The sequence below is a fragment of the Acinetobacter sp. A1 genome, assembly GCF_012371315.1.
Classification (GTDB): Bacteria; Pseudomonadota; Gammaproteobacteria; order Pseudomonadales; family Moraxellaceae; genus Acinetobacter.
In genome coordinates, this window is record NZ_JAAZQY010000003.1 from 56,744 (window position 1) to 76,732 (window position 19,989).

Annotated in this window: 17 protein-coding genes; 9 read left to right on the plus strand and 8 right to left on the minus strand. The window is 39.7% G+C overall.

What is annotated here, in order from left to right; translation table 11 throughout:
* Window positions 1-215: 215 nt before the first annotated feature.
* From HHA41_RS01830 to HHA41_RS01840, 3 genes are all read left to right on the plus strand, one after another.
* Window positions 216-2,381 (plus strand): malate synthase G, encoded by a 2,166-nt coding sequence (locus HHA41_RS01830; protein ID WP_168418918.1) that lies wholly within the window; start codon window positions 216-218, stop codon window positions 2,379-2,381.
* 191 nt (window positions 2,382-2,572) lie between these two features.
* Complete coding sequence (locus tag HHA41_RS01835; protein ID WP_168460273.1) at window positions 2,573-4,015, plus strand: aldehyde dehydrogenase family protein; 1,443 nt, start codon at window positions 2,573-2,575, stop codon at window positions 4,013-4,015.
* Window positions 4,016-4,116: 101 nt separating this feature from the next.
* Entirely contained in the window at window positions 4,117-4,794 is a 678-nt protein-coding gene (locus tag HHA41_RS01840; RefSeq protein WP_168460274.1) for an SOS response-associated peptidase family protein, read from the plus strand.
* Between the two features lie 30 nt (window positions 4,795-4,824).
* On the opposite strand, the gene HHA41_RS01845 is transcribed toward HHA41_RS01840, so the two are convergent.
* Window positions 4,825-5,289, minus strand: coding sequence for a MarR family winged helix-turn-helix transcriptional regulator (locus HHA41_RS01845; RefSeq protein WP_168418921.1), 465 nt, complete (start codon window positions 5,287-5,289; stop codon window positions 4,825-4,827).
* An 881-nt stretch (window positions 5,290-6,170) separates the two neighbouring features.
* Here HHA41_RS01845 and HHA41_RS01850 point away from each other — a divergent pair.
* Window positions 6,171-7,694 carry a transporter associated domain-containing protein gene (locus HHA41_RS01850; protein ID WP_168460276.1) on the plus strand — a complete coding sequence of 508 codons (1,524 nt, stop codon included), beginning with the start codon at window positions 6,171-6,173 and terminating at the stop codon, window positions 7,692-7,694.
* Between the two features lie 212 nt (window positions 7,695-7,906).
* On the opposite strand, the gene HHA41_RS01855 is transcribed toward HHA41_RS01850, so the two are convergent.
* Window positions 7,907-8,767 carry an alpha/beta fold hydrolase gene (locus tag HHA41_RS01855; protein WP_168460277.1) on the minus strand — a complete coding sequence of 287 codons (861 nt, stop codon included), beginning with the start codon at window positions 8,765-8,767 and terminating at the stop codon, window positions 7,907-7,909.
* Window positions 8,768-8,906: 139 nt separating this feature from the next.
* Between HHA41_RS01855 and HHA41_RS01860 the strand changes: the two genes are divergently transcribed.
* Window positions 8,907-9,359 carry a hypothetical protein gene (locus tag HHA41_RS01860; RefSeq protein WP_168460279.1) on the plus strand — a complete coding sequence of 151 codons (453 nt, stop codon included), beginning with the start codon at window positions 8,907-8,909 and terminating at the stop codon, window positions 9,357-9,359.
* Window positions 9,360-9,483: 124 nt separating this feature from the next.
* Here the strand turns inward: HHA41_RS01860 and HHA41_RS01865 are convergent, their stop codons facing one another.
* Both HHA41_RS01865 and brnQ read right to left on the minus strand, forming a co-directional pair.
* Window positions 9,484-9,720 carry a hypothetical protein gene (locus tag HHA41_RS01865; protein WP_168418925.1) on the minus strand — a complete coding sequence of 79 codons (237 nt, stop codon included), beginning with the start codon at window positions 9,718-9,720 and terminating at the stop codon, window positions 9,484-9,486.
* Window positions 9,721-10,244: 524 nt separating this feature from the next.
* A complete protein-coding gene (gene brnQ, locus HHA41_RS01870) occupies window positions 10,245-11,537 on the minus strand; it encodes a branched-chain amino acid transport system II carrier protein (RefSeq protein ID WP_168460280.1) in 1,293 nt (430 codons plus the stop codon).
* Window positions 11,538-11,866: 329 nt separating this feature from the next.
* On the opposite strand from brnQ, the gene map reads away from it, so the two are divergent.
* Window positions 11,867-12,661, plus strand: coding sequence for a type I methionyl aminopeptidase (gene map, locus HHA41_RS01875; protein WP_168460282.1), 795 nt, complete (start codon window positions 11,867-11,869; stop codon window positions 12,659-12,661).
* Window positions 12,662-12,899: 238 nt separating this feature from the next.
* Here map and HHA41_RS01880 read toward each other — a convergent pair whose 3' ends face one another.
* Window positions 12,900-13,799 (minus strand): LysR substrate-binding domain-containing protein, encoded by a 900-nt coding sequence (locus HHA41_RS01880; RefSeq protein WP_168460283.1) that lies wholly within the window; start codon window positions 13,797-13,799, stop codon window positions 12,900-12,902.
* A gap of 56 nt (window positions 13,800-13,855) precedes the next feature.
* Window positions 13,856-14,302: a guanosine-3',5'-bis(diphosphate) 3'-pyrophosphohydrolase gene (locus HHA41_RS01885; protein ID WP_168460285.1), complete on the minus strand. Its 447-nt coding sequence runs from the start codon at window positions 14,300-14,302 to the stop codon at window positions 13,856-13,858.
* A gap of 127 nt (window positions 14,303-14,429) precedes the next feature.
* On the opposite strand from HHA41_RS01885, the gene HHA41_RS01890 reads away from it, so the two are divergent.
* A complete protein-coding gene (locus tag HHA41_RS01890) occupies window positions 14,430-14,759 on the plus strand; it encodes a hypothetical protein (protein ID WP_168460286.1) in 330 nt (109 codons plus the stop codon).
* 103 nt (window positions 14,760-14,862) lie between these two features.
* On the opposite strand, the gene glnG is transcribed toward HHA41_RS01890, so the two are convergent.
* Both glnG and glnL read right to left on the minus strand, forming a co-directional pair.
* Entirely contained in the window at window positions 14,863-16,341 is a 1,479-nt protein-coding gene (gene glnG / locus HHA41_RS01895; protein ID WP_168418931.1) for a nitrogen regulation protein NR(I), read from the minus strand.
* Complete coding sequence (gene glnL / locus HHA41_RS01900; RefSeq protein ID WP_168418932.1) at window positions 16,328-17,437, minus strand: nitrogen regulation protein NR(II); 1,110 nt, start codon at window positions 17,435-17,437, stop codon at window positions 16,328-16,330. Before glnL ends, glnG begins: the two co-directional genes overlap by 14 nt.
* A gap of 349 nt (window positions 17,438-17,786) precedes the next feature.
* Between glnL and rimO the strand changes: the two genes are divergently transcribed.
* Together rimO and pyrH are read left to right on the plus strand one after the other, a co-directional pair.
* On the plus strand, window positions 17,787-19,130 hold the full coding sequence (rimO, locus tag HHA41_RS01905; protein WP_168460287.1) for a 30S ribosomal protein S12 methylthiotransferase RimO: 1,344 nt from the start codon (window positions 17,787-17,789) through the stop codon (window positions 19,128-19,130).
* 84 nt (window positions 19,131-19,214) lie between these two features.
* Window positions 19,215-19,943: a UMP kinase gene (pyrH, locus tag HHA41_RS01910; protein WP_019836498.1), complete on the plus strand. Its 729-nt coding sequence runs from the start codon at window positions 19,215-19,217 to the stop codon at window positions 19,941-19,943.
* Window positions 19,944-19,989 lie beyond the last annotated feature (46 nt).

Sequence of the window (19,989 nt, forward strand, 5' to 3'; positions counted from 1 at the left end):
TAAGTCTAATTTCGACATTTCAAAAACTTTATACACTGTGAAAGTGTATTTATATGAATAATAATGTCATGTTTCAGATCAGAATTTCAGGTGTTTATTGTCACTCATCTTGTAATAAATGATCGTTATTTTGAAATGTGATAATACTATTCAGCTAAATATAAATCAGTATACTAGAATCTCTTGTATAAAAAGTAGCAATATCAGGAAAGACAATGACTGCACGTATTCAAAAAGGCAAGTTAGCGATTGCTAAAGAACTTTACGATTTCATCGAAAATGAAGCACTACCAGGTTCTGGTTTAGACAGTAATGCATACTGGAAAAACTTTGAACAAGTCGTTGTCGATCTTAGCCCTAAGAACAAAGCGTTACTTGCAAAGCGTGACGAGCTTCAGGCTAAAATTGATGAATGGCACCGCAATAATACATTTGAATTAGAAGCTTACAAAGCTTTCTTGACTGAAATTGGCTACTTATTACCAGAAGTAGAAGATTTTCAAATTACCACCGAAAATGTTGATGAAGAAATCTCATTATTGGCTGGTCCACAACTCGTAGTACCTGTACGTAACGCACGTTACTGCTTGAACGCAGCAAACGCACGTTGGGGTTCGTTATACGACGCACTTTACGGTTTTGACGTTATTTCTGAAGATAATGGCGCAGAAAAAGGTAAAGGCTATAACCCAGTTCGTGGTGAAAAAGTAATTGCATTTGCGAAAAACTTCTTAAATGAAACTTTCCCATTGGCGCAAGGCTCACATGCCGATGCGACTAAATATGCTGTAGATGCAAACAAACTTGTAGTAAGCCTTAAAGATGGTTCTACAACAACACTTGCAAATGAAGCATTATTTGTTGGTTATAATGGCGAAGCTGCTGCTCCAACAGAAATCGTATTCAAAAATAATGGTCTACACGTTGTAGTTCAAATTGATGCAACTAGTCCAATTGGCCAAACAGATGCAGCTGGTGTAAAAGATGTTGTTCTAGAAGCTGCTGTAACGACAATTCAAGACTTAGAAGACTCAATTGCAGCTGTAGATGCTGAAGAAAAAGTTGAAGGCTACCGTAACTGGTTAGGTCTAATGAAAGGTACATTATCAGAGTCAATCGAGAAAAATGGCAAAACCATGACTCGTACATTGAACGCTGACCGTACTTTCAAAAACCTAGAAGGCGGTGAAACTAAAGTTCATGGTCGTTCATTAATGTTACTACGTAACGTAGGTCACTTAATGACTAACCCTGCAATTTTGGTTGATGGTCAAGAAATCTATGAAGGGATCATGGATGCATTGATCACTCCATTATTGACTTTTGCTGACATTCGCGGTGAAAACACGATCAAGAACTCACGTCAAGGTTCTATGTACATCGTGAAGCCAAAAATGCATGGTCCAGATGAAGTTGCATTTGCAGTTGAATTGTTTGAACGTGCTGAACAAGTACTTGGCTTGCCTGCGAAGACTTTAAAAATCGGTATCATGGATGAAGAACGTCGTACTTCTGTAAACTTGAAAAACTGTATTGCTCAAGCTAAAGACCGTACTATCTTCATTAACACGGGTTTCATGGACCGTACAGGTGACGAAATCCATACCTTCATGGAAGCAGGTCCATTCGTTCGTAAAGGCGAAGTAAAAGGTCAAATTTGGTTCCCAGCGTATGAAAACCGTAACGTGATGATCGGTTTGAAAGCAGGTTTACGTGGTAAAGCACAAATTGGTAAAGGCATGTGGCCAAAACCAGACATGCTTTTAGACATGTACAAAACCAAAACTGAACATCCTGAAGCGGGTGCAAGCTGTGCATGGGTTCCATCACCTACAGGTGCTGTGATTCATGCTATTCACTATCACCAAGTGAACGTAGCAGACCGTCAACAAGAATTATTGGCAACTGAGCCTTTATCTTTAGATGACTTGTTAACTCCACCATTGGCAAAAGACACTAACTGGTCTGACGAAGAAAAAACTAAAGAGCTTGAAAACAACTGTCAAGGTATCTTGGGTTACGTTGTACGTTGGGTAGATTTGGGTGTAGGTTGTTCTAAAGTTCCAGACATCAACGATGTTGGTTTGATGGAAGACCGTGCAACTTTACGTATTTCTTCACAACACGTTGCCAACTGGTTACGTCACGGTATCGTGACACGTGAGCAAGTTGAAGAAGTAATGCAACGTATGGCTAAAATTGTGGATCAGCAAAACGCTAATGATCCATTATATACGCCAATGTCTAACGACTTTGAGAACAACATCGCATTCCAAGCTGCGTCTGACTTAATCTTTAAAGGTGGTGAGCAACCTTCTGGTTATACAGAGCCACTTTTACACGCTGCGCGTTTAAAATTAAAAGGTTATACAGGTGACTAATCCTTTGGGAATGAATGTTCACTGATTGTGTAATACAAACAAATGAGCCTCTTCGGAGGCTTTTTTGTTGTCTGGTTATTGGTAATTTTACAACTGCTAATAACTGCGGAATAGTTACAGGATGTACCTGTAACTAGTAAAAAATATGAATGCAGACTAGAGTGAAAGTAGCGAATATAAAGGATGACTCCATGCAAGCATATCAAGGTTTGAATCAACAATTTATTGGTGGACATTGGACGACTGGCACATCAACCAAGAGCATGACCAATCGCAATCCATACCAGCAAACAGTGATTTTTGAGATGCAGTTTGCCAGTGTGGTAGATGTTGATAGTGCCTATAGTGCGGCACAAAAAGCCTTTGATGAACAGGTGATTAAATCTGCCGAAGTGCGTAAGCAAGTCATTACCAAATTACAGCAAGTCATTCAGCAGCGACGGGAGGAAATTGTTCAGTGGCTGATTGATGAGTCAGGCAGTACTCGATTAAAAGCCAATATTGAGGTGGATGCTGCACTAGGGGTTATTCAAGAAGCTGCACAATTTCCTGATCAAATGACGACCACACTATTAGAAAGTAAAGATCCTCATGTGCGCAGTTTTGTTTTACGCAAGCCTTTGGGTGTTATTGCAGTGATTAGCCCTTGGAATTTTCCTTTTCATTTATCTATGCGTTCGGTGGTCACAGCAATTGCTTGCGCCAATAGTGTAGTGTTGAAACCTGCCAGCGACACACCAGTCACAGGTGGAACACTCTTGGGTAAATTGTTTGAAGAGGCAGGTTTGCCTGCAGGCGTGCTGAATGTCGTGGTTGGAGCTAGCCGTGAAATAGGTGATTATTTTGTTGAGCATGCTACGCCTAAAATGATTTCCTTTACTGGTTCTACAGCAGTTGGGCAGCGTGTAGGGCAAAAGGCAGTAGGGGGAGAAACACTGAAACGTGTCGCGTTAGAACTTGGTGGCAATGCACCTTTAGTCATTTTAGATGATGCCAATGTCGATTTAGCTGTGGAACTTACGGTAATGGGTCGATTTTTACATCAGGGGCAAATTTGCATGAGTACCAATCGGGTTATTGTCGATGAGTCTATTTATGCTGTGTATATCGATAAGTTGTTAGCTCGTGTGCAGCAATTAGTGGTGGGTGATCCTAATGCAAAAAATACACTTATTGGTCCAATCATTAATTCAGAGCAAGTGAAAAAACATCAGCAAATCATTCAAAAAGCAAAAGCTCAGGGCGCTGAATTAATTTATGAAGGTGGCATAAACGGAAATCTAGTGGCACCACATATTTTTGTAAATGTTGATGCCAAGGCTGAGATTGTGCAGCATGAAAGTTTTGGGCCAATATTACCAATTTTGCAGGCCGAAAATGAAGCACATGCTTTGCAATTGGCAAATCAGACCCAATACGGGTTATCAGCAGCAGTATGTACAGCAAATTTAGAGCGTGGCAGTGATTTTGCTGCGCAGCTCGATGTGGGGATGACGCATATAAACGGTATTACCGTTGCAGATCATGCGAATGCACCGTTTGGTGGAGAGAAGAACTCAGGTTTAGGTCGTTTTAATGGTCGCTGGATATTTGAAGGGTTTACTCGAACACATTGGATGACGTGTCCCGCTTAAAGATGGCTGTTTGCAAGCATATTGCGCTTAAACATGCTGAGTGCATGGGTAAGCGATAATATGCGTGATATAGTAAATTTGTTTTTTTATACAAGCTAAATATGTGTGCCAATTTTAAACCCTTGAGCCTAACGCAGTTATCTGCTTTAGGTTTACCAGAAATACCTTTTGAATATCCTGACGAAGTTTATCCGAACAGTACTGCGCCTTTATTATTTAAGTCTGAGACGGGTTTGGAGTGGCGTTTGGTAAATTTTGGCCTGATTCCAAAATGGGCCGAAGACAAAAGCATTGCTTTAAAAACTTATAACTGTCGTAATGAAACTATACTGGAAAAGCCCAGTTTTAGCGAAGCTGCCTATAAGTGCAAATTTGGTGTAATTCCAGTATCTGAATTTTATGAGTCAAAATATATTGAAGGTAAGGCTCAGCGCTGGGGTGTACGACGTAAAGATGGGCAGGCATTCTTTATAGCAGCACTATACGAAATTTCTAGGCTAAATGTGGGGCAAGAAAATGAAGAGGTTGTACGCTCAGCCAGTATGATTACCATGGACGCAATTGACCATGACATGATGAAAGATTTTCATGTGCCTGGCCCTGTGAAGCGTTCAGTTATTGTGATTCCACATGCACGTTTGGATGAATGGTTAAGCCTGAAAACGCCCAATATACAAAGTTTTGTACAAGGCTTTCCTGTAGATGAGTTTGAATGTTCCTTTGTTCCAAAAGCAAAGATCGAAAAAGTAAGTCCCCAACTCAACTTTTTCGATCTTTAACAGTATTTCAATGGCTTGTGATATAGCTTCTTAGCGAGCTAAGTTGTTAAAAATTTGACGTAAGCTTTCCATCATTTTTTCAATTTGTAGTGGTGTCAAGCCATCAAAGGATTGCTCTAGCACAACACTAGTCAAATCATTGATTTTATTGGTCATGTCGTCACCTTTTTCTGTGAGTACAACACGAGTAATACGCGCATCATCATCACAGGAATAAGTTTCCACTAAGCCTTCATCTTTAAGACGATAAACAATTTTAGTGGTGGTTGACATTTTAGATACCACCATATCAGACAAGTCAGATACACTTGCATGCGGTTTAGAACGTAGCGCCAATAAAATACGGCGACGTGAATTGTCTAAACCATATTTCTTTAAAGCGTGATCAACATTTTGCACATATTGTGCATGCACTTGTGTCACCCAATAATATGGAAATTGTTCAAGATCGTAATGATCAGTTGAAGGCAGAAATTTAGAATATTTCTTGGACATTGCATATTCCTTGCATTGTTTTAATTGTATTTTTTGATATTTCACATTTTATGTGAAAACTCATGTGCTTAGCAAGACGTTTTTATTACTTAAAGTTAGTGTGAAGCTAAACTTAATAAAATAAAGGTCTAATAAATAAAAAATTCTTAAACAGATTCACGTAAATTTTGCGTTGTAAATGCAAGATCGTGATTGCCATTAGCGTGAATTCAGCATTGTTTTGAGTGTAAATTTTTAATTGTATTTTGGCGTTTGAACAGAAAGTTCAATGTTTGGTTGTAGCTTGTAGGTCTGTCATACCACATATTTATTAATCCTCTAGAATTTTTTTAGTACGGGGATTAGCAATTCATTGTTGTTATCTAGCAATCACATTGTGTGTGCCACAATGAATATTCATAATTAGGCAGCATTTTAGTCAAAAAAATACATTTGTACACTTCGCATTTCATTCAAAAGGTTGCGTGAATCTGATCATGATACGCAGAAGATATGGGTTCGAAATCTTAAAATATTAATATCACTTAAATAACAATAGCTTGTAATGTATTTGTTTTGAATAAAAAGTAAATTTTGCTCAAATGACTCATTCGTCAAATTTATTGCCTAAAATGGGTTTGACTTTTTATCTTATTTTTCAATGTTATGGTTTTGTGCTAATCACTCCATATTTAGTTTATGTTTGAAAAATACAATAAAAAAGAAAGACCGATTGCTTTGTTTAGTTTTTTTCAAAATTTTCAAAAATATAATTACAAATCTTCAAGATTGTGCATAATTAATCTATCAATTGCTAAAAAGGTTACTTTTATGGATCCGTCGCCGTGCGCAGGTCTACTTTATATTTCGATTTCTGCTAACTTTCTCGGAGATTTAAACTAATGGAGTTTTTATTAGATCCGGGAATATGGGTTGGTTTAATTACACTTATTATTTTAGAAATCGTACTGGGTATTGATAACCTAGTTTTTATTGCTATTCTTGCAGAAAAATTACCTCCTGAACAACGTGATAAAGCCCGTGTGATCGGTTTGTCTTTGGCGTTGTTTATGCGTTTAGGATTGCTATTTGCAATCTCTTGGTTGGTGACCCTAACCGAACCTTTAATTACCATATTTGATAAAACCTTCTCTGGGCGAGATCTGATTCTCTTGGGCGGTGGTCTATTCCTGGTCTATAAGGCCGTGGGGGAGCTGCACGAGAAGATGGAAGGCAAGCCTGAAGTCAAAGTCACAACCAATGTCGTGTACGCAGGTTTTACAGCTGTTGTGGCTCAAATTGTCATTCTAGATGCTGTGTTCTCACTGGATTCGGTCATTACCGCAATTGGTATGGTCGACAACATCTATGTGATGATGGTGGCAATGGTCGTGGCAATGTTGGTGATGTTACTTGCATCTAAGCCTTTAACAGCCTTTGTTAACCGACACCCAACCGTAGTGATTCTGTGTTTAAGTTTCTTACTATTAATTGGTATCAGCTTAATTGCAGAAGGCTTTGGCTTCCATATTCCAAAAGGCTATATCTATTCAGGTATTGGTGTTGCGATTGCAATTGAAGCGTTTAACCAATTTGGTCAGCGCAATGTTGCAAAACATGAAGCAAAAATTCCATTACGCCATCGTACTGCCGACTCGATTTTAAAATTGATGGGTGGCAGATTGGAAACCAGCAGCCCAGATATGAATGTCGAAGCACAAGAAGCATTTGCTGATGAAGAGCGCTACATGATTGGCGGTGTATTAACACTTGCAGAGCGTTCTGTGGCTTCGATTATGACGCCACGCAGTCAAATTTCATGGGTAGACATTGAAGATTCGCCTGAACAAATCCGTGAACAGATTTTGTCAGTTCCACACAGCTTATTTCCAGTGTGTCGGGGTAGTCTAGATAAAGTCATCAGCATTGTTCGTGCAAAAGAATTGTTAGATGTTGTAGATGATGAAGTTGAACTTAAAGCTTTAATTAAACGTCAGCGTCCAATTTACATTTTTGAAAAAATGAAAGTGATTGATGCCATCAATACTTTACGTACCTCTAAAGGCTCATTGGTGTTGGTTAGCGATGAGTTCGGTAACGTTCAAGGCCTCATTTCACCATTAGACGTGTTTGAAGCGATTGCGGGTGAGTTCCCTGATGCAGATGAACAGTTGGATTTAATTAAAATTAATGACAACGAGTGGAAAGCAACAGGCATGCTGGATTTGTATCAGCTTGAACTTGAGTTGGGTATGTTAGATTTAGTTGAAGAAGATGCGGGATATATTAGTGTCGCAGGTTTGATTCTAGATAAAACCCAAGGTGAAGTGCAGGTAGGTACACAGTTGGATTATCAAGGGGTGCACTTTGAAGTAACAGAACTTGATGCAAACCGCATTAAAACTGTGATGATTCGTTTGCCTTAATCAGCATCATCCCTAATTAATAAAAAGCTCTGCCAAATTGGCGGAGCTTTTTTTGTCATCTGAATGAAAATTACGACTACATGGGGGTGAGTTATTGTGTTAAAGAATAATCAACATCCATAAAAAAGAAGCAACCAAACAGGATTATAAATTTGGTTGCTTAAACTGGAACAAGCATCTACAGCAGTGCATATCCATCAATTTGTAGCTGTTTAAACCACCAACTGATCGGCAATAATTTCCCATAAGTTCTGATGTGATTTTTTAAACATTGCCATGTGTCCAATAGATTTATGTGAGAAACGATGCGGTTCTAATTCAATCATGCTAGTTGCAGCATTCGGATACAAGCGCAGTAAATCCTGCACATTGGCTTCAGTGGCAATTTCATCATCTGTAGTCCAAATGGCTGTAATTGGGCATTGAATTTCTGTGTGGAAATCACGCTGCACAGTTTTACCGACTGCGTTAATGACATAGCCAGGTTTACTGCAAAATTGAGCCCATTGTTGTGCGACATTTTTAGGTAAGTTCTCACCCATGCCAATTGCATTGGTTGGGCCATAACCATGGGTTAATCGGGCAATTGGGAAGATTAAATTAAACATGACAGGTGCGAGTAGGCGAGTACGTCCCTTTAAACCTTTTACGTGCCCTGTAGAGCCAGAAACAGCTACCACTTTGGCGACTTTATGGTATTCAGGATTAATTCCCAGAAGTTGTCCACCAGCGCTGTGACCCAACAAGATGACTTGTTCAGCCTGTGATTTTTGCAATAGTGAATTCACAGCGGCAGGAATATCAAGTTGTCCCCAATCGACAATACTGGCTTCACATTGTTTTAAGGGTTGATGCAAAGAGTCGCCAATACCACGAAAATCAAAGCATAATACTGCGTGACCGTGTTCGCTTAACCATGCAGCAAATGCATGATAGAAGCTTTTGGTTATGCCTGTTGCAGGGCAAATTAGTACTGGCAACCGTTGGGTATGGTTGTATTGATTTGGGTAATATCGTGCAGCTAAAGAATAACCGTCTGAACAAATAATATTTAAATTTTCAAAAGTACTCATAATGCTTTAACACAGTTTTGAATAAACTCACTTTACACGAGTTCCAAAAAGAAACTTGATATTTATGCTGACTCTAAAGTCAGATAAGTTGGCAGTGACTGTAGTTAAATAGCAGAATGAAAATAACAGAGTAACTTACATGGATGGTTTGTCTTGGGCAGTGCGTCTGGCCATTATTTTTAGTGGGATTTTTTTATGGGTGGGAATGCTGACAGGTGTCTGGAAATATTGGCAAATTAGGAATTCAGCTCAAGCACGTGCACATTATTATGTTGATATTGCACACCGAAGTAGTTTGCTCTATGCACCTGCAAGTTTAATTTTAGCGGTATTGGCTTATTTTTGTATTTGGGATACCACTGTTATTTTAGTTTGTGTGATCTTGAATTTAGCATTTTTTAGCTTTTCAATTTTAAGTTATATCTTGCATGGGCTATTAAAAGATACCACGAATCAATTTAAACAACCGCATCAGCTTGCAAAGTGGCAACTACCAGCGTGGTGTATGAGTTTGGCAATGTTGTTGTTAATAGGTGCGGAACTTGGAGGAACAAGCGTGTTATTGCTTGGTGCAATCTACGGATTATTATAGATTTATGGCTAGATCGGCAGCTATTGAATTTTAGAATTATTTTGAGAGTTGGCGGCAGTGGAATAATCCAACTGCCGCAGAATGTTAGATGATGGCTTAATTTTTAGCAGTGCAGGGCTAAAAATTAACGAGCTTCGGCGTTTTGGCTTTGGCGGAACTTTTGATCAATTGATGTCCAAATTGCAAAGGCAATACATACCAAAAAGGCATATAAGAAATAGGTTGGTTTCAAGTTACCTTGAATTGTACCTTGTAGCAATAAGGTTAGCATCAATGCAAAAGTGGTGCTTAAAAATGTGACTAAGTTTTGGTTAGCCTTCAGAGCGCTAATGAAGACTTGCGTATTGAAATGTGAAAACATCTCCATCCCTCCTTGTTATAAATCACTAAAATCAGAGCGTTTTAGTCAGATTGCTTTTAATGTTGTACTGCTTTATGAGAACTATTTCAAGCCCTTATGGTTATATTTCCTTAGAAAACGTCATTTTGTTGAAAAATACCTGATTTCCATATCATTTATTTACAAAATGAAACAAAGGGTGATATTTTTCAGCCCATGAAAAGTGCTTTTTGAATCACTTGCATATTTTATGCCAGCTAATTTTGCAGCAGACTATACGACTTTAGCGTTAATTTTTCTTAGGGTATAAAGTTGAATTTAAGCATAATTTTTGAAATTTTTATTTTAAAATTTGCTAATTCAATTATTTATTTTAACCGTTAGACGTCATGACTTTGCTACAACAATTGACATAAAACAGCATGCTCAATTGCACCATAAAACAATAAATGTCTGTTTGGGTAAAACCTGACAATTATTGTTTATTTGCGAACTTCCTTCACATCATATTTGGGTAAAACATGATTCTAAGGCGATCAAGTCTCTTATTTTTTTAAGCGATCACGAAATGTTGCCAGCAAAAATATTAGCAAGGCGGGAATTAGCCAAGCAAGATTTTGTTCGCTGAGTGGAAGACTGGTGAGTTCATTTGGCAAGTAAGAGCTTAGATTTGCAGCTTTCATGGCATCAATTAACCCGAAAAGTAAAGCGACCGCTGCAGTTGGTGCAATAACACGTGTGGGAATACGAAAAAACTTCCAAAAAAAGCTGAGTAGAATAACCACAATCGCAGGTGGGTAAATTGCACTTAAAATGGGCACAGATATGGCGATGAGCTGGGTAAGCCCCAAATTGGATATAACAAACGCAAAACCCACCAATATAAAGACCCAGCGTCGGTAATGAATTTTAGTAATCTGTTCAAAGTAACCTGCACAAGCACAGGTGAGGCCAATTGCAGTTACGATACAGGCAATAAAGATCATAGCCGCAAGAAAAATAGCGCCAAAAGGACCAAATGCATGTTGCACATAGGCATGTAAAATAATCGCACCATTACTCGCATTTGTTGCAATTTCATGACTGCCCATCCCCAGTTTAAACAGGCTAATATAAACAAGCGTGAGTCCAATACCTGAAATTAAACTGGCCCAAACCGCATAGCGTGTAATGAGTTTTTTATTGGTAACGCCACGTGAGCGGATTGCATTGATAATCACGATACCAAAAACCAGAGCACCCAAAGTATCCATGGTGAGATAACCATTAATAAAGCCTTCAGACACAGGTCGATTTATATAATGATCTACTGCTGGTGCAATTTGCCCTGTTGGGAGTAAAAAGGCACTTATACCTAAAATAAGTAATGCCAAAATTTTAAGTGGCGACAGCACATAACCCACAGTGTCTAAAATTTTGTGTGGGTAGAGTGATACCAACATCACCAAAGCAAAATAAATTGCGCTATAAATGAATAATGTCTGTGCAGAATCGCCCCAATAGGCTGAAAAACCAATTTCATAAGACACGGTTGCGGTACGGGGTGTTGCAAATAGTGGCCCAACGGCTAAGTAACAGATGATTGTTAAAATTAAACTTGCGGCTTTGCCTAAGGGTGAACTTAAAATTTGAATTGAGCCTTCTACACGCGATAAGGCCATGATGGTAATCACAGGTAAGCCCACAGCAGTGATTAAAAAACCGAATGCAGCCAGCCAAACATGTTCGCCGGCCTGCTGAGCAACAATAGGAGGAAAGATAATATTACCCGCACCAATAAATAGTGCAAAGGTCATAAAACCTAAGGCAATAATATCCCGTGTACGTAAACTGGTCATGGGAGAGTAAGCAAACAAAAGAAGCGATTCTAGTAGAACAAAGCATGATTTTCTAATTTATTTTATAAATAGTATAAAAAATAGTTATCATAATGCATGTAGTTTAATGGTTAGTCTGTGGTTCATATCATTATGATTTATCAGTTAAAAATTATACTTGAACAGCTGAGTGTATTCGGCACTTAAGGTTTCATTGGGCTATTTAAAATGTTATCTAAGTGTTCAGTTCTTATACATTGTTCCAGTGTTGAGCCGTGCCATAGGTCACACAAAGCTGATTTTAAAAGGTGAAAGGGCTATAATCTTGAACTTCAGATCAGGAGTTCACTATGCGCGCCCTTAAAGTCAGTTTAAAAACCGAGCAAGATATAGAAAAATTACGCGTTTCAGGACGCTTGGCAGCTCAGGTTTTGGCGATGATAGGCGAGCATGTCAAACCTGGGGTGAGCACAGAATATTTAGATGATTTGTGTAATGACTATATTGTGAACACACTTAAAGTCATTCCTGCCAATGTGGGCTATCACGGCTATACCAAAACCACTTGTATTTCTCCAAATGAGGTAGTTTGTCATGGCATCCCATCAGCTAAAACTATTTTAAAAGATGGTGACATTATTAATATTGATGTTGCAGTCATTAAAGATGGATTTTATGGCGATACCAGTCGTATGTACTATGTAGGGCAAGTGAAGCCAGAAGCTAAAAAACTGGTGGATACGACCTATGAGGCAATGCGTGCAGGCATTCATGCGGTTAAACCCGGCGCAACTTTGGGGGATATTGGTTTCGCTATTCAGAGTGTGGCACATCGCGAAGGTTATAGTATTGTGCGCGAATATTGTGGGCACGGTATTGGGCAGGTATATCACGAACAACCGAGTGTGTTGCATTATGGGCAACCTGGGCAAGGCTTGGTGCTTAAAAAAGGTATGGTGTTTACCATTGAACCAATGGTGAATGCAGGTAAGGCACGAGTTAAAGAGCTAAAAGATGGCTGGACGGTAGTGACCACCGACAAATCACTTTCTGCACAGTGGGAACACATGGTGGCAGTAACCGATACTGGTTTTGAAGTGTTATCACCATGGCCTGAAGGTACGGGAGATTATCCTGAAATTTAATCTTTGTATCATTCAGTGCGAAAGACTTATTGAAAAAACATCTTAGACTTTAGTTTTAAACTATTTGTTAAAAAATGAACAATCGCTATAATAATAACCACAGATACTTGCTGTAGTTTCTTTGTTTTATATTTCTTATGTTCTTATGTTTTTATTTTAGATTGTAGTTTTCAAAGCTTATCTACCTTAGATAAGCTTTTTTTTGCTTATTATTTGCATGAACAGTAAAAATTGTTTACTAGCGAATGGTGAGCTTTTCGACCAGATAATCAATAAATACACGTACCGCAGGTAACAAGCCACGACGTGAAGGGTAGACGGCATGGAAAATTCCATGCGGCGCATGCCAGTCTGGTAATACACGCACCAACTCTCCAGAAGCTACATAATCTTCTACAATGGTGTCGGGGAGTAAAACAATGCCACAGTTTTGTCGTGCCAATTGAGCCAACATCATCAAATCTGAACCCATGACAGTTGGATTAACTTTAACTTTTTTCGGTTGCTGCTGTTGATCGTGTACCACCATAAATTGGTCTAAATGTTCATCTGCCATGCTTAAAATTTTATGTTGGCTTAAATCTTCAGGTTTTTTTAAATCACCAAATTCATTTAAATAAGCCTGACTGGCAAACAAATGTTGCTCGATATGGCTAAATTTACGAATCACTAAACTTGGGTCATCATCCAAATTTGAGCGAACACGAAGGGCAATGTCGATGCCTTCATTGACAATATCCACACGGCGGTTACTAACAATCAGCTGCACTTTAATTTCAGGATAAGTCTTTAAGAACTCAGGCAGAATTTTGGCAATTTCATTTTGCGCAATTGAAACCGGAAGGCTGACTTTAATTACCCCACGTGGCTGAATACTTAAGTGATCAACCAGATCATGTGCAGCTTGGGCAGCATTCATCATAACCTGTGCATGACGATAGACGTTCATGCCAATTTCTGTCACCGCAAAATGGCGTGAGCTGCGTTGAATTAAACGTACACCTAAGCGTTCTTCCAGATTATGGACTCTGCGGCTCAGTTTGGATTTTGGAATATCCGTTGCACGTTCTGCAGCACTGAAACCACCGTGTTCGACCACTTGGGCAAAACAATAAAAATCATCCAAATCTGTGAGCATGACTAAATTCCATTTGTGCAACAATGTTTAAATTAAAGAGGCATCGTTGCATGATGTCAATTATTAATTGCACTTTGTTGCTGCGCTTTTTGCAGAATATCTAAAACTTGTCTGTATTCTTCTAAACGTGCTAAATCTCGTGTTGTTGGATGTGAGATACGCGCAAGATTCATATTGTCTTGCACATCCAATATTTTCACGCTGCGTGCGAGTGAATTACACGCCGTACGCTGTGCGGCTTGGATGCGGGTTTCATGTGGTTGTTTAGTCAGTGCTTGAATCGCTTGAATAATATGTGCTTGAAAGCCCAAGTTGTGCAGGTCTTCTGCCGTAGTGGAGGTATCTTCAAGGATATCGTGTAGCACTGCCACAATTTGTTGATCAGGGTGCTGTAATTGCAACATTAAGCGTAATGGATGCAAAATATAAGGCCGACCGCCTTTATCGATTTGGCCTGCATGCTGTTGTGCTGCCAATGTAATTGCGTTTTCTAAAGTACTCATGTTTTTTAAACAAAATTTTTGATGATTATAAGTGGCTGATACCACAAAATATAGCAATTGCTTGCTATGATGCGAACGATATAGCGTATTTTACGCATTTTATTTTTATTTTTGGTGACGACACGCTATGCCATATCAATTGATTGAATTGAATACACCCGCCACAGAAAATTTGCTTTGTCCACATTGTAAGCATGCTGTGATTAATTGGGCTGAAGAGCAATATATTCAGCCTTGTGAGCATACTTTATTTGTGGCAATGGACTTGGGTTTTGAATTCGTGGCAGATGTATTTGAACAGAGTATGCTGCGTAGTGTTGATGATATTCATGCACATGACGATCAGTTGGATATGTGGCAGGAATTGACATCTAGCCAGTACCCGCAATATTTAATTTATAAGACTGACTTAGGTGTGCAGGATTTGTCTCGTTACATTGGCTTTACTGCTGCCTAATTGGCTTGATCTTAAAGCATCTAAGCCTATAAAAAAGGGAAACTCAGGCATTGAGTCTCCCTCTGTGATGAAGCATGGAGTTTTTTATTTGTGCTTAACTGATTTAGCTCTCAATTTCTTCTTCTACTTCATCATCTGCACTGTCCATACCTAACTCTTTGAGCTTTCGGGTTAGAGTGTTACGTCCCCAACCCAATAGTTCTGCTGCATGGCGTTTACGCCCACGGGTTTGTTGTAGTGCTGCATTAATTAAAGTACGTTCAAACATTGGGATGGCAATATCCAGAAGTTTCATTTCACCATTTTTGAGCTTTTGAACTGCCCATTGACCCAACAATTCATCCCAGTGGTGCATAGACACTCGATCTACCAAGTGCTGTGCAGGATGCTCACCTAATTTTTCAATTGGAATTTGCTTGAGTTCAGTTGGTAAATCTTCAGGATAGACCTCACGGCCTGTAATCATGACGGTTAGCCAACGGCAGGTATTTTCCAGCTGGCGTACATTACCTTGCCAAGGCAGTTGTTGCATATATTCAACAGTTTCAGGTCGCAATATTTTTGGACTCACACCCAATTCTTTGCCTGCACGTGCCAGAAAGTGTTGCGCCAACATCGGAATATCTTCGCTGCGATGCGCCAGTTTAGGAATATGAATACGAATGACGTTCAGACGGTGATACAAGTCTTCACGGAAGCGACCATCCTGTACCAGTTTTTCTAAGTCCTGATGCGTCGCTGCAACAATACGCACATCTACTTTGACAGGTATATGCCCACCAACACGGTAAAACTCACCGTCAGCCAAGACTCGCAATAAACGAGTTTGAGTTTCAAAAGGCATATCGCCAATTTCATCTAAAAACAGTGTGCCACCGTTGGCTTGTTCAAAGCGGCCTTGACGTTGTGTATTGGCACCCGTAAACGCGCCTTTTTCATGCCCAAATAGTTCGGTTTCAATCAAATCTTTAGGAATGGCCGCCATATTTAGTGCAATAAATGGTTTGCTGCTACGTGGGGAGTGGCGATGCAGTGCATGTGCCACCAGCTCTTTACCTGTACCAGATTCTCCATTAATCAACACGGTAATGTGTGATTGTGATAATCGTCCAATGGCGCGGAATACTTCCTGCATAGCAGGTGATTCACCAATAATTTCTGTCGATTGAATTGGCTGTACTGTAGATTTTGCAGATTCTTGCTGTTGTAATTTGGTGATGTGTAAAATCGCACGGTTAACCAATGCCAAAGCTTCATCAATATCGAAAGGCTTAGGCAGGTATTCAAATGCACCAGTTTGGTAGCTTGAAACTGCTGACTCTAAATCGGAGTGTGCAGTCATAATAATGACAGGTAGGTCTGGGTAATTTGCTTTGACTTTGGCTAAGAAGGTCAGGCCATCCACCCCAGGCATACGAATGTCGGTCAAAATTACATCGGGTGCATCTTGGCTGAGTTCATCCAGTGCAGATTGAGCCTCTTCAAAACTAGTGACTTCAAAACCTTCTTCTCTAAAGGTTTTTTCCAGTACCCAACGCATTGCGCGGTCATCATCAATCACCCAAATTTTATTTCGCGACATGACTCGCCTCCCAAGGTAAATATAAGCTAAATATTGTTTTTCCTGGAATGGATTGGCATTCAATCATTCCGTTGTGTTGATGCATAATATTTTGTGCGATGCTCAAGCCAAGCCCTGTACCGTTGGCTCGTCCAGTCACCAACGGATAAAATACAGACTCTAAAATGTCTTCAGGTACACCAGGACCGTTATCTTCAATATCAACACGCACCGTAGAGCGGTTCAGTACACCATTAATGGTGACTAAGCGCTGAATACGAGTTCTTAAAACCAATTCAGGTTGATGCTCGATAAAGAAATCAGCATTTTCAGTCATGGCTTGCACCGCATTGGCACAAATATTCAGCATGACTTGAATCAATTGATCACGGTCTGCCATGACTTCAGGTAAGGAAAGGTCATAGTCACGAATGATTTTTATTTTATTTTTGGTTTGATTGACAATTAAACTGCGTACACGTTCCAACGGTTCGTGCACATTGACCAATTCATAACTTGGTAATTGGCGTGAACCGAGCATCGTGTCGGCCAAGTTTCTTAAACGATCGACTTCACTAATAATAATGTCGGTAAATTCGTCATATTTCGGATCATTTAAGCTGCGTGCTAAAAGTTGAGTTGCACCACGAATCCCTGCAAGCGGGTTTTTTATTTCATGCGCCACGCCACGAATAAGCTGACGTGCCACCTGATGCTGCTGAATAAAGTTCTCTTCTTTGGAAATTTTGAGCATCCGATCAATCGGATTTAATTCAATCAGCAATAAGGGATGATAAGGCTTGCCTGAATTTAGCTGTGATGCAGTGTAATCGACATGAATATCTTTAAAATTGACATTAATTGTTGCTTCACGGCGTGTATAAGGTTGACCCGTTTTGAGTGTGTTTAGAAAAGCCTCTTGAGTATTAAACTCATCATTAGGCATGTGCAGCAGATTTAAAACAGGTTGTCCTGATGCACGAATCAAACTGATATCAAACAAGGCTTCACACGAAGAATTTAAATAAAAAATATTCAGGTCACGGTCAACCAATAAAATTGCAGTGCTTAAGTTGTCTACCAAAAGGCGGTAGTCAATGCTCTGGGTTTGATCCATTAGCGAATACTTCCTGTATTAAAATAGCGCAAGGGTATTATCATGTAGCAGCCATGTTCCAAATTTGGATCGAATTGAGGTGAATTAAGCAAAATGCACGCCAACTTTAAGTTTTTAGTGCATTTATCTTCGCAAGTTCAAAAAAATGCGCTGCAACTGGACTGAATTTTCAAGATATAACGGATAACAGAAACACTGTAAATAAAAAATGCATTAAAATGGTGCGATAAATAAATCATTCAGCCTGAATGGTTGTATTTTGGTGCATTATACAAAGAGTCGGCTATTTCTCTATTTTTATGCAAAGAAAAGTCATACAATACGCGCATTCTAGTGGAGTGCAGATTCTATGAAATCCCCCAAAGTCGGTTTTGTTTCTTTAGGTTGTCCTAAGGCATTGGTAGATTCCGAACGAATTTTAACTCAGTTAAAAACTGAAGGTTACGATGTTGCATCTGATTATGATGGTGCAGACTTAGTTGTTGTCAATACATGTGGTTTTATTGAATCTGCAGTACAAGAGTCCTTAGACGCGATTGGCGAAGCAATGAATGCCAATGGCCGTGTGATTGTGACAGGCTGTTTGGGTAAAGATGAAGACAAGATTCGTCAAATGCACCCGAATGTATTAAAAGTCACAGGCGCGGCAGCGTATCAGGAAGTTATGGAAGCGGTACACCAGTATGTACCTGAGCCGCCAAAGCATAATCCATTCCTCGATTTGGTTCCTGAACAAGGCATCCGTTTGACGCCTAAGCATTATGCTTACCTTAAAATTTCTGAAGGCTGTAACCATCGTTGTACCTTCTGTATTATTCCAAGCATGCGTGGTGATTTGGTTTCACGTCCTGTGGGTTCAGTTTTAGAAGAAGCTGCTGCACTCAAACGTGCGGGCGTAAAAGAAGTACTTGTGATTTCTCAAGATACTTCTGCCTATGGTGTAGATACCAAGTACAAATTAGATTTTTGGAATGGTCAGCCGGTTAAAACCAAATTCTATGATATGTGTGAAGCCTTAGGGCAGTTGGGCATTTGGGTGCGTTTGCACTATGTCTATCCATATCCGCATGTCGATGCTGTGATTGACTTAATGGCTCAAGGCAAGATTTTGCCTTATTTAGATATTCCGTTTCAGCATGCCAGCCCGAAAGTGTTAAAGCTAATGAAGCGTCCTGCACACAGCGAAAACACTTTAGAGCGTTTAAAGCTGTGGCGTGAAAAATGCCCTGAGTTAGTTATTCGTTCTACCTTTGTGGTGGGTTTCCCTGGTGAAACAGAAGAAGATTTCCAAATCTTGCTGGATTGGCTCAAAGAAGCGCAACTAGACCGTGTGGGTTGTTTTACCTATTCACCAGTTGAAGGTGCCGCAGCAAACGATTTACCTGATCATGTGCCTGAAGAAATTAAACAAGAACGCTATGAGCGTTTTATGCAGGTTCAGCAAGAAATTTCTGCAGCCAAACTTCAAAAGCGTATTGGTCAAACTATGACGGTATTGGTTGATGATTTGGAAGAGGAATTTCCAGTGGCAGTAGCACGCTCTTATGCCGATGCACCAGAAATTGATGGCAACGTATTTGTAGAAGATATCGACAAGAATTTAATTAAAGCAGGTGATTTGCTTGAAGTTGAAATTACCGATGCCGATGAATACGACTTATTTGCCAAACTGATTCAGGTCAAGTCTGCTTAGGGTTTCTCTGACTAAGATTTCAAGTTGTAAATCAGACGAATTGTAAGAATTTAAAGTTTAGAATTTAGAATTGGAGTAATGACAATGTTAGATTCAAAAAAGCCACGTTATGCACGTATCTTGTTGAAACTATCGGGTGAAGCGCTTGCAGGCAATAAAGACATGGGGATTGATGCGCAAGTGCTCGATCAAATGTCTTTGGCTATTGCACACTTGGTTGGTCTAGGTGTGGAAGTTGGTATTGTTGTGGGTGGTGGTAACTTGTATCGTGGCAGCCAATTACAAAAAGATGGCTTAGTTGGCCGTGTAACTGGTGACCAAATGGGTATGTTGGCAACCGTGATGAATGGTTTGGCCATGCGTGATGCTTTGGTGCGCCGTAACATCAAAACCCGTTTAATGTCTGCATTACCTATTGGCACTGTAGTCGAGTCTTACTCAAGCCGAGATGCAATTCGTCATCTGACTCAAGGTGAAGTGTGTGTATTTGTTGCAGGCACGGGTAATCCATTCTTTACCACAGATACCGCAGCATGTTTACGTGGTATCGAAATTGAAGCCAACTTAATCTTAAAAGCAACTAAGGTAGATGGCGTTTACAATAAAGACCCAAGCAAATACGAAGATGCGGTGAAATACGACACTTTAACTTTTGACCAAGTTTTAGATGAAAAGTTAGGTGTAATGGATTTAACAGCGATTTGCTTGTGCCGTGACCACAATGTGCCGCTACAAGTATTTGATATGAATAAAGCAGGTGCGTTGCTTTCTGTGGTTATGGGTGAAAAAGAAGGGACTCACGTTACGAACTAATGTACGTGAGCCTGAAAGCTCTTTATACTACAGACTAATTTAACCC